The following is a 9,637-nucleotide window of genomic DNA, read 5'->3' as shown; positions in this document are numbered from 1 at the left end:
GTGTCGGGCCCTGTGGCCGCTTGCTGGGTGCCCCACGCTACCATCCTCCACTTGTCCGGCAACCCCTTATCCTGGCGTGACGTGGCGGCGGTCAGGGAGGTGGGGTTGCCCCCCGGTCCACCCGGGGGCAACATCCCGTCAGCCAAGGAGGTGCCGTCCCATGCCGCCCAAGAACCGCTTCGCCGAGATGCAGCCTGAGATCGCCGCCTGGCGTCGCGACATCCACGAACACCCCGAGATCCTGTTTGAAACCCATCGCACCTCGGCGCTCGTGGCCCAACGCCTGCGGGAGTTCGGCTGCGATGAGGTCGTCGAGGGCATCGGCCGGACCGGCGTCGTAGGCGTCATTAAGGGGCGCGAGACCGGGTCGGGCCGCGTGATCGGCCTGCGCGCCGACATGGATGCTCTGCCGATCCTGGAGGCGACGGGTCTGCCCCATGCCTCCAAGACGCCCGGCGCGATGCATGCCTGCGGGCATGACGGACATACGGCGATGCTGCTGGGCGCGGCCAAGTACCTGGCCGAGACGCGGAACTTCGACGGAACCGTGCTGGTCATCTTCCAGCCCGCCGAGGAGGGCGGCGGCGGTGGCCGCGAGATGTGCGCCGACGGCATGATGGACCGCTGGGGCGTGACCGAGGTTTATGGCATGCACAATTGGCCCGGACGGCCGGTGGGCAGCTTCTCGATCCGCGCGGGCACCTTCTTTGCCGCTACCGATACCTTCGAAATCGTGGTCGAGGGTAAGGGGGGCCACGCGGCCAAGCCGCAGGAAACGGTGGACCCGACCGTCACTTCTGCGCACCTCGTGCTCGCGCTGCAAAGCATCGTGAGCCGCAACGCCGACCCCGTGAGCCAGATCGTCGTGTCGGTCACCTCCATCGAGTCCTCGTCCAAGGCGTTCAACGTGATCCCGTCGCGCGTCACGCTGCGCGGCACCGTACGGACGATGTCGCGAGAGTTGCGCGATTTGGCCGAGACGCGGGTCAAGGCCATCGCCGAGGCGACGGCGCTGGCCTATGGCGCCTCGGCCCGCGTCTCCTACCATCGCGGCTATCCCGTGATGGCGAACCACGAGACGCAGACGGACTTTGCCCGCGAGGTTGCGGCGGCGGTCTCGGGCTCCTGCGACGAGGCTCCGCTGGTGATGGGCGGAGAGGATTTCGCCTACATGCTGGAGGAACGGCCGGGGGCCTATATCCTCCTGGGCAACGGCATGACCGCGCCGGTCCACCATCCCGAATACGACTTCAACGACGAGGCGATCCCGGCGGGCTGCTCCTGGCTTGCTGGCATGGCCGAGGCCCGGATGCCGATCAGCGCCTGAGAAGCTCGCGATAAAGGGCATTGAGGCGCGCCGCCTCGGCCTCGATGCGGAAGTTCGCGACGACATGGTCCCGCGCAGCCGTCCCCCAGAGGGCCAGGCGCGCAGGGTCCGATAAGGCCCCGTGCAGGGTGGCGATCATGGCTTGGGCGTCGTTGGGCGGAATCAGCAGGCCTGTCGCCCCATCCACCACCTGTTCCTCAAAGGCGCCGACGCGGGTCGCGACCACGGGCACCCCGCAGGCCATCGCCTCGATGGGGGTGACGCCGAACCCTTCCCAGCGCTGCGGCGCGAGGAAAAGGTCGAGCGCCTGATACCACTGCGCGATCTCACCCACGGGCACCTCGCCCATGAAGCGCAGTCTGTTCGACAGGCCGGCTTGCGCGATGCGCGTTTCCAGCCCCCGCTGGAACTCCCGATGCTCGGCAGTCGCGCGGCCCAGGATGATCCCGCCACCGTCAGGGCGTTGTGACAGCACCGCGATCATTGCATCGACGAACAGGTCGGTGCCCTTTTGCGCCCGGACGCGTCCAAAGCAACCCACGAGCGGCCCGGAAGGAAGTCCCAGCGTGGCCCGTAGGGCGGCGCGGTCAGGGACGGGCCGGAACGCCTCCACGTCGATGCCGTGATGCACGACGACCGAGGGCCGTTCCAGATAGGCCGCGGTCCTGGCCGAGGTGGACACCACCGCGTCCATTTGCCGGATCAGAGCTTTCGTGAAGCCGGTGTGCCGGCGCTGCGAGGCCGAGGTGAAGACGAGCCGCAGATCCTTGCCCAGCACCCGCAGCGCCAAGCCACCCAGCATCTCGAGGTTGCGCCGCGCGTGCCAGACCCTGGGGCCGTCCGGGCCGTGTTTGGGCATCAGCAGCAGGTCGCGCAGCCGGACCTGCGGCAGGTCGTCGGGGATCGCCGGCCCCGTGACCACGACTGCCAGATCGCCCGCCTGGACCGGCACCAGGCGAAACACCGTGGAGGTCACGCCCGACAGCCGCTTCTTGAAGTTGGGTGCTATGACCTGGACCTGCGCCGGGTCCCTCAGGTTCCGGGTCAACCGATCATCCCCAAGAGTTCGCGCGCGATGTCTTCGGTCCCGCCCACCTGCGCCAGAGCCATGCTCCGTCCCGCCTTGCGCATCGTCTCCAATCTTAGCGGATCGCTCCAAAGGTCAGAGACGGCTCTCGACAGATCTTCGGTCCCCCGCACGGTCCAGGCCGCGCCTGCCGCCTCCAACTCGGCCAGGTCGGCTTCGACCGTTTCACGAAGAGGTCCGATCAACAGCGCCGCGCCGCACTGCACCACTTCCCAAGGGTTGTGGCCGCCGACCGGCACCAGCGATCCCCCGAGGAACACTACGGGCGCGAGCCGGAACCAAAGTCCCGTTTCGCCCAGCGTATCGGCCAGATGGACCGCCATGGTGGGTAGCCCGCCCGTGCTCCGGCGCGTCCAGCCCAAACCATGGCCGTCGACGAGCCGGACGATCTCTTCGGCCCGGTCCGGGTGACGCGGGACCAAGATGAGCCGGGCGTCTGGTCGTGTCTGCCGCAGCCGGACGTGAGCGGCCAGCACGGTCTCTTCCTCGCCCGGGTGGGTCGACACGGCGGCCCAGACCGGAGCATCACCCAGGACTGTGCTCAGTCGCGCCCGTTCTTCCGGAGCGTCGGGCGGCGGCGGTGCCGAAGCCTTCATATTGCCGCCCACCCGAATGCGCGCCGGGTCCGCGCCCAAGGCCAGCAGGGCATCGCACATCGTATCGGTCTGGGCGACGATTTGGTCGAAGCGGCGGAGGAGGGCCCGCGCGCTGCGCGGCAAACGGCTCCAGGCGCGGATGGACCGCGGCGAAAGACGCGCGTTCATCAGGACGAGAGGGATGCCCCGCAGACCGGCCAGGCGCAGGGTCTGGGGCCAGATCTCGCTCTCGACGACCACGAGCAGATCGGGGCGCCAGTGATCGAGAAAGCGCCGGACTGGCCCCGCAGCATCCAGCGGGGCGAACTGGTGGATGACTTCGGGGGCTACGCGACGGGCCATGACCTCGGCCGAACTGGCGGTCACGGTGGTGACGAGCACCTGCACATGCTGCCGGAGGACGTCAATGAGCGGCAGGATGGAGAGGCTTTCCCCGACGCTGGCCGCATGGAACCACACGAGCCGCCCTGCCGGGCGCTGGGCCGTCGCATGGCCCAGTCGTTCGCGCTGCCGCTCCGGCGTGACGCCCTGCTCGGCCAACCGCTCCGCCACTCTTCGGTAGGCTGTCTTTTGCAGGCCGTCGGCGACCCAGCCGTAGAGCCACAGCGGCGCGGGCCAGGGCAGGGCGTCCGGCAAGGCTCAGCCGCCCGTGTGGCTCATGTGACGGCTGATCCGGCCCCCGACCACGCCCGCCTCGCCGCGCGAATAGTCGAAGTCGTGCCCCTTGGGCTTGAGGCGGATCGCGGCGCGAATGGCGTCGTCCAGCACGGCGTCGTCCATGGTGGATGCCCGAAGGCTTGCGCGCAGGTCCGACGCTCCTTCCTGTCCCAGACAGGTGTGAAGCTGCCCGGTGCAGGTGAGGCGCACCCGGTTGCAGGATTCGCAGAAGTTGTGGGACAGCGGCGTGATGAAGCCGATCTTCTGGCCCGTTTCCTCCAGCCGAACGTATCTTGCAGGACCGCCGGTCCGTTCCGTAACGTCGGTAAGAGTGTAACGCTCTGCCAGACGGGCGCGCAGGTCGCGCAGGGACCAGAACTGGTCTAGCCGCATCTCGTTACCGATGTCGCCCATCGGCATGACCTCGATGAAGGTGAGGTCATGCCCTTCCTTCGCGCACCACTGCACGAGATCGAACATCTCCTCCTCGGTGTCGCCCTTCAGCGCCACGGCGTTGATCTTGACCCGCAGCCCGGCGGCATGCGCGGCCTCGATGCCACGCAGGACCTGGGGCAGGCGGCCCCAGCGGGTGAGCTTGCGGAATCGATCCTCGTCCAGGGTGTCGAGCGAGACGTTGACCCGACGCACTCCTACGCGGGCCAAATCCGCAGCGAAGCGTTCGAGCTGGCTGCCGTTGGTGGTCAGCGTCAACTCGCGCAGCGCGCCCGAGCGGAGATGCCGGCCCATGGCCTCGAAGAAGGACATGATGTTGCGGCGGACCAGCGGCTCCCCGCCGGTGATGCGCAGCTTTTCGACCCCGTGCCGCACGAAGGCCGAGCAAAGGCGGTCGAGCTCTTCCAGCGTCAGGATCTCGTTTTTGGGCAGGAACGTCATGTCCTCGGACATGCAGTAGACGCAGCGGAAGTCGCACCGGTCCGTAACCGAGACCCGGAGGTATCGGATCGACCGGCCGAAGGGATCGACAAGCGGGTCCATGGTTCCCCACCTAGGCCGAAGGCCGACCCGCCGCAAGCGGCGGCGGAGGTCCGCGCAGCCTTTCGCGGGCGTTGCACGGCTTGCACGGCTTGGCTAGCGTCGCAGTCATGAGCATCCGCATCTCCCTCCTCCCGCTTCTCGCCCTCCTTCCCTTCGCCGCTTGCACGGATAACGAGGCTGGTCTCGATGGTCCGGGCGCCTCGGCCGTGACCGAGTCGACGACTCCGGTCGTGCGCCCCGCGTCGCTGGACGGAGGGGGGCCGTTGGCCACTCCGGTCGCGCTGCCCGCGCCCATACAATCCGAACCTCTCGACCCTTTGTCGCCGCCTCCTGCCGCCGAGGGGATCGCGATCGGCGAGCCTGCCCCGATTCCCGCCGCGGCCCCCGGGCCGGCCCGGACCGGCCAGCTTGGCACCACCGTCGCCTCACTGGGGTCGCCCACGAGCCCTGGCCTGTGGCTGCAGACCGCGCTGGTGAGCGAGCCGGGTCGTGGGCGAATCGAGTACAACGGTCAGACCGTCGAGGTGGAGCTTCGCCCCTCGGGCGGCGAGCCCGGATCGGGTAGCCAGATCAGCCTTGAAGCCATGCGGGCCTTGGGCGCGCCACTCACTGGTCTTCCGGAACTGACGGTGTATGGCTTCTGAAATCGGAACAGCCCGGGTCTGACCCGGGCCGTTCCCTTACGTGCCGTCGGAGGAAAGGTGCGAGTCTCAGGCGTGCAGCGATTCGGTCGATGAGAAGAACATGGCCTGACTGATGGCCGAGCGGACCTGATCTTCCCTGTAGGGCTTGGAGATCAGGAACGCAGGCTCGGGCCGTTCGCCGGTCAGCAGGCGCTCGGGGAAGGCGGTGATGAAGATCACCGGGATGTCCCCGCCAGCCGACAGGATGTCGTTGACGGCATCGATGCCCGACGACTTGTCCGCAAGCTGGATATCCGCGAGGATGAGATCCGGGCGCTCAATGCCGGCCAAGCTCACCGCGGCGTCGCGTGTGCGCGCCACGCCCGTGATGGCGTGCCCCATGTCCGCCACGATGCTCTGAAGATCGAGTGCGATGATCGCCTCGTCCTCGATGATCATCACGCGGCCCGAGACGCTGTCTTCCATGTCGGCGCGGGCGCGACCGATGAGGTGCATGACCTCGTCCACGTCCGTCCGCATGATGGTCGCGATCTCTTCGGGCTTGAAATCCTCGACCGTAGCGAGAAGGAGCGCTTCGCGGGTGTTGGGCGTGAGACGGGCGAGGTGCTGCTGCGCCGCCTTTGCGAGACCGGTCTCGCCTTCGTCCACCGGCGCGCCCGAGCTTTGCCAGATCGTGTGAAAGACCGTGAACAGCGCCACGCGGGGGTTCACGCCTGTCTCGAACAGTTCCGGTTCCTCAAGGATCGCTTCCAGCGTGGCCAGCGCATAGGCATCGCCGCTCGACTGGCTGCCGGTCAGGGCGCGGGCGTAGCGGCGCAGATAGGGGAGCTCGGACCCGATCATGGCGGACAGGTCGGGTGCGGCGTTCGTGCTCATGTGATGGGACGTCCCTGAATTGCGTTGGAACCAAACATTAGGCCCGAGATTTAGGTTCGGAAAGGGAAGAGGGAAAGGTTTCTACCCGACATGGATGAGCTTTCGACTCACGAGCTGCGCGGAGCCGCGGCCGCCGACAGCCTGCGCCGCGCCTTTGGCACGCCCGTCGAAGGTGAGTTGCCCCAACCTTTTGCAGTCCTTCTCAACCGCTTGAGCCAGGTGCAGCCGTCCTTCTCCCCGCAGCGCGACGAACAGCCTCGGCTGGGCGTCTGATGCCCAGGATGTCCGGTCCCCGCGACGGACCCGGGCGCCGCGTCCCCCGGGAAGCGGCAGAGGGCCCGGTCGCGCAGCAAGGACGACCATCCGACGGTGCAGCGGGGGCCCGGCCGGCCGACCCGCGGGACGAGTTGGTGTCCCACCTTCCCGCCATGCGGGCCTTTGCGCTCAGCCTGACCAGGAATGCGTCTCAGGCCGATGACCTTGTCCAAGACACGGTGGTAAAGGCCTGGTCCCATTTCGACCGGTTCATGCCGGGGACGAACCTGCGCGCCTGGCTGTTCACAATCCTGCGCAACACGTTTTATTCCACGCGTCGCCGCACCGTACGAGAGGTCAGCGACAGCGACGGCGCTTTGGTCGCAACCTTGGCGGAGAAGCCCGCGCATGACGGGCGCCTTCAGATGGCCGACTTCATCCGCGCCTTTCAGCAACTCCCCGACGAACAGCGCGAGGCGCTGGCGCTCGTTGGGGCTTCGGGCTTCTCCTATGAGGAAGCAGCCGACATGACAGGCGTGGCCGTCGGCACGGTCAAGAGTCGGGCCAACCGCGCGCGGGCCCGCTTGGCCCAGATCCTCCAGCTCAACGATGCCGAAAGCCTCGAGCTGACGGATGGAGCCACCCTGGCGGTCATAGCATCGCAGGGTGGACCGCATCTGTGACCGAAGCCCCCCGGCCTTGGTTTCGCCCACGTCTCGATGGGCTTGCACCGCGCGTCGCCGCATATCTGACGATCGCGCTGCTGCCGCTGGGGCTGATCGCGCTGTATCAGACCCGCGAGTTCCAGCGCGAAACCGAGCGACGCTCCGAGTTGTCCCTTCTCGGCCTGACCGAGCAGGGCGCGACTGGCATTGGGCAAGCCATCGAGCAGGCCCTTGGCGCGGGCGAGGCGCTGGGAGTCGTCTCGGGTCTTCTGGACGACCCCGAGACCTGCTCGGAATACCTGAGCCGCTTCGTCGAGGGCCGTGACCTTTACAGCTTTGTCGGGTTCCTCCCAGCCTCGGGGCCGGTGACCTGCTCCTCGGCGGATGCTCCGTTCGAGGTGGACCCCGGCATCGACATCGCTGGGCTGATGGCCGAGCCGAGAGTCCGCGTGAGTGCCGTCCTCGGCAGCTTCGTCCCGGGCGAGGACGTGCTGACAGTCCTGATCCCCGGGGCCGCCGAGCAGGGTGAACAGGGAGGCTTTCCCGGTTACCTGGCCCTGTCCATCCCTCGCGACCGCATTCCCGAGGCGCAATTCGGGGTGTCGGAACTGCGTCCCTTGCGCCTTCTCACCGTCAGCGGAACGGGCGAGATCCTGACCCGGCAGATGGGGGATGCCGAGGAGCTTTCGACCGAAGACCTGCTGCCGCGAGGTCGAAGCCTGGGCGACGAAGTCCGGCTTGGGGGCCCCCGCGTGTTCGAAGCCGTCAGCGGATTGGGCGAGGATCAGGTTTACACAATCACGCCGCTGATCCCCGACGTGGCTTATGCACTGGCCATATGGTCTCCCGAGCAGGCCGGGCAGGGCATCGAGAGCCTGGCCGGCTCGCCGCTCCTGTTTCCACTGCTGATGTGGGCTACCAGCCTGGTGGTGGCGTTCTTCGCCATACACAGTCTCGTGATCCGGCGTGTGACGGATCTGGGGCTTCGGATGCGCCGCTTCGGCCGGAACCGAAGCATGGCCAACGATCCGTCCGCGACCCCTGCGCCACTCGAGTTGCGGGAAATCGAGGAAGCCTTTCGGGCGATGGCAGCATCCATTCTCCAGGACGAGGCACGGATGGAGAATGCCTTTCGTGAACGGGGCGTTCTGCTGCGCGAGGTTCACCACCGGGTGAAGAACAACCTTCAGCTCATTTCATCGATCATCTCCATGCAGGTGCGCCGCCTGCCTGACCCCAGGGTGCGCGGTATCCTGCGCCGGCTCCAGGATCGGGTGCTCACGCTCGCATCGATCTATCGCAGCCTGTACATGAGCCCCGACATGGGCGACGTGAACGCCGCGCCCGTGCTGAGGGCCATCGTCGAGCAGGAGCTGCGAGGTTCGCCGGACATGGTGGAGGCGGTGCTGGACATCGAGGACATCGTGCTCGATCCCGACAAGGTGGTCCCGCTCTCCTTCCTGGCCGCCGAGGCAGTGTCCAACGCGTTGGCGCGGGCCGGGGCCGTCGAAGGCCGCCCCAGCCTGTCCGTCACGCTCCACCGCGAAGGCGACAAGGCCGTGCTGCGCATCGCCAACAGCCTGGCCGGCCCACCGGCCCCACTCGAAGAACCCGCGCGCGGGTTGGGCCAGCACCTGATTCAGGCCTTTGCGGCCCAGGTTGGCGGGCCTGTGGAGACCGAGGTGCGGGAAGGCCTCTACTGCTTGTCCGTCGCCTTCCCGATCGAGTCGCACCTGCCGGCCGACGAGGTGGAGTCTGCCTGACCAGATGGGCAGGTTCGGTCGCGCTCACGAAAACGCCAACTCCTCGCGCCCTTGCGGCCCCTCCGTGAGGGCCGTAGATAGGGAGCCGCCCCCAACAGAGGTTCATCCGATGCAAGACCCGGTCAACCACTACATGAACCTCGTGCCCATGGTCGTCGAGCAGACGAGTCGCGGCGAACGGGCCTATGACATCTTCTCGCGCCTGCTCAAGGAACGGGTGATCTTCGTCTCCGGCCCGGTGCACGACGTGATGGCACAACTCATCGTCGCCCAGCTTCTCCACCTCGAAGCCGAGAACCCCAAGAAGGAGATCTCGATGTACATCAACTCCCCTGGCGGGGTGGTGACGTCGGGTCTGTCGATCTACGACACCATGCAGTACATCCGGCCCAAGGTGTCCACGTTGGTTGTTGGGCAGGCGGCGTCGATGGGTTCCTTGCTGCTCACGGCGGGCGAGAAGGGAATGCGGTTCTCGCTTCCGAACTCCGAGATCATGGTCCACCAGCCCTCGGGCGGATATCAGGGGCAGGCGACGGACATTATGATCCACGCCAAGCGCACCGAAGCCCTGAAGAAGCGGCTGAACGAGATCTACGTCCGTCACACCGGCCAGTCCTACGAGGCCGTGGAGAACGCGCTCGAGCGCGACAACTTCATGGATCCCGAGGAAGCCAAGGCCTGGGGCCTGATCGACGACATCCTGACCTCGCGCGATCCGGCGCAGGGCGCGGACGCGGCGGCAGCCTGAGGCAACACGCGCTCACGGACGGA

Annotated in this window: 10 protein-coding genes; 6 read left to right on the top strand and 4 right to left on the bottom strand. The window is 67.3% G+C overall.

The genetic code is table 11. From position 1 onward, the window contains the following. Nucleotides 1-160: 160 nt before the first annotated feature. The gene (locus tag FHG66_RS01065; protein WP_139074776.1) at nt 161-1,327 is read left to right on the top strand and encodes a M20 aminoacylase family protein; all 1,167 of its coding nucleotides are present in this window, start codon (nt 161-163) and stop codon (nt 1,325-1,327) included. On the opposite strand, the gene FHG66_RS01060 is transcribed toward FHG66_RS01065, so the two are convergent. From FHG66_RS01060 to moaA, 3 genes are read right to left on the bottom strand one after another with little or no spacing between them, the layout of a single operon-like run. Continuing rightward, on the bottom strand, nt 1,317-2,375 hold the full coding sequence (locus FHG66_RS01060) for a glycosyltransferase family 4 protein (RefSeq protein WP_246082411.1): 1,059 nt from the start codon (nt 2,373-2,375) through the stop codon (nt 1,317-1,319). The genes FHG66_RS01065 and FHG66_RS01060 overlap by 11 nt on opposite strands. Beyond that, the gene (locus tag FHG66_RS01055) at nt 2,372-3,646 is read right to left on the bottom strand and encodes a 3-deoxy-D-manno-octulosonic acid transferase (protein ID WP_139074773.1); all 1,275 of its coding nucleotides are present in this window, start codon (nt 3,644-3,646) and stop codon (nt 2,372-2,374) included. The genes FHG66_RS01060 and FHG66_RS01055 overlap by 4 nt, the downstream gene beginning before the upstream one ends. Nucleotides 3,647-3,649: 3 nt before the next feature. After that, the gene (moaA, locus tag FHG66_RS01050; protein ID WP_139074771.1) at nt 3,650-4,663 is read right to left on the bottom strand and encodes a GTP 3',8-cyclase MoaA; all 1,014 of its coding nucleotides are present in this window, start codon (nt 4,661-4,663) and stop codon (nt 3,650-3,652) included. A 107-nt stretch (nt 4,664-4,770) separates the two neighbouring features. Between moaA and FHG66_RS01045 the strand changes: the two genes are divergently transcribed. Next, nucleotides 4,771-5,307: a D-galactarate dehydratase gene (locus FHG66_RS01045; protein WP_342777468.1), complete on the top strand. Its 537-nt coding sequence runs from the start codon at nt 4,771-4,773 to the stop codon at nt 5,305-5,307. A gap of 66 nt (nt 5,308-5,373) precedes the next feature. Here FHG66_RS01045 and FHG66_RS01040 read toward each other — a convergent pair whose 3' ends face one another. After that, nucleotides 5,374-6,183, bottom strand: coding sequence for a response regulator (locus FHG66_RS01040; RefSeq protein WP_139074770.1), 810 nt, complete (start codon nt 6,181-6,183; stop codon nt 5,374-5,376). Between the two features lie 90 nt (nt 6,184-6,273). Here FHG66_RS01040 and FHG66_RS01035 point away from each other — a divergent pair, with 90 nt between their 5' ends. The 4 genes from FHG66_RS01035 to FHG66_RS01020 all read left to right on the top strand — a co-directional run bounded on the left by FHG66_RS01035 (nt 6,274) and on the right by FHG66_RS01020 (nt 9,614). Further along, nucleotides 6,274-6,456: a hypothetical protein gene (locus FHG66_RS01035; RefSeq protein ID WP_139074768.1), complete on the top strand. Its 183-nt coding sequence runs from the start codon at nt 6,274-6,276 to the stop codon at nt 6,454-6,456. A gap of 155 nt (nt 6,457-6,611) precedes the next feature. Next, nucleotides 6,612-7,121: an RNA polymerase sigma factor gene (locus tag FHG66_RS01030; protein WP_246082423.1), complete on the top strand. Its 510-nt coding sequence runs from the start codon at nt 6,612-6,614 to the stop codon at nt 7,119-7,121. Then, nucleotides 7,118-8,866 carry a sensor histidine kinase gene (locus FHG66_RS01025; RefSeq protein ID WP_139074763.1) on the top strand — a complete coding sequence of 583 codons (1,749 nt, stop codon included), beginning with the start codon at nt 7,118-7,120 and terminating at the stop codon, nt 8,864-8,866. Before FHG66_RS01030 ends, FHG66_RS01025 begins: the two co-directional genes overlap by 4 nt. A gap of 109 nt (nt 8,867-8,975) precedes the next feature. Continuing rightward, nucleotides 8,976-9,614 (top strand): ATP-dependent Clp protease proteolytic subunit, encoded by a 639-nt coding sequence (locus tag FHG66_RS01020; RefSeq protein ID WP_139074761.1) that lies wholly within the window; start codon nt 8,976-8,978, stop codon nt 9,612-9,614. Nucleotides 9,615-9,637 lie beyond the last annotated feature (23 nt).

Source organism: Rubellimicrobium rubrum, from assembly GCF_006152115.1.
In the GTDB taxonomy this organism is placed as follows: domain Bacteria; phylum Pseudomonadota; class Alphaproteobacteria; order Rhodobacterales; family Rhodobacteraceae; genus Rubellimicrobium; species Rubellimicrobium rubrum.
The sequence above is the reverse complement of the archived record's forward strand: the minus strand, read 5'-3'. Positions and strand labels throughout refer to the sequence as shown.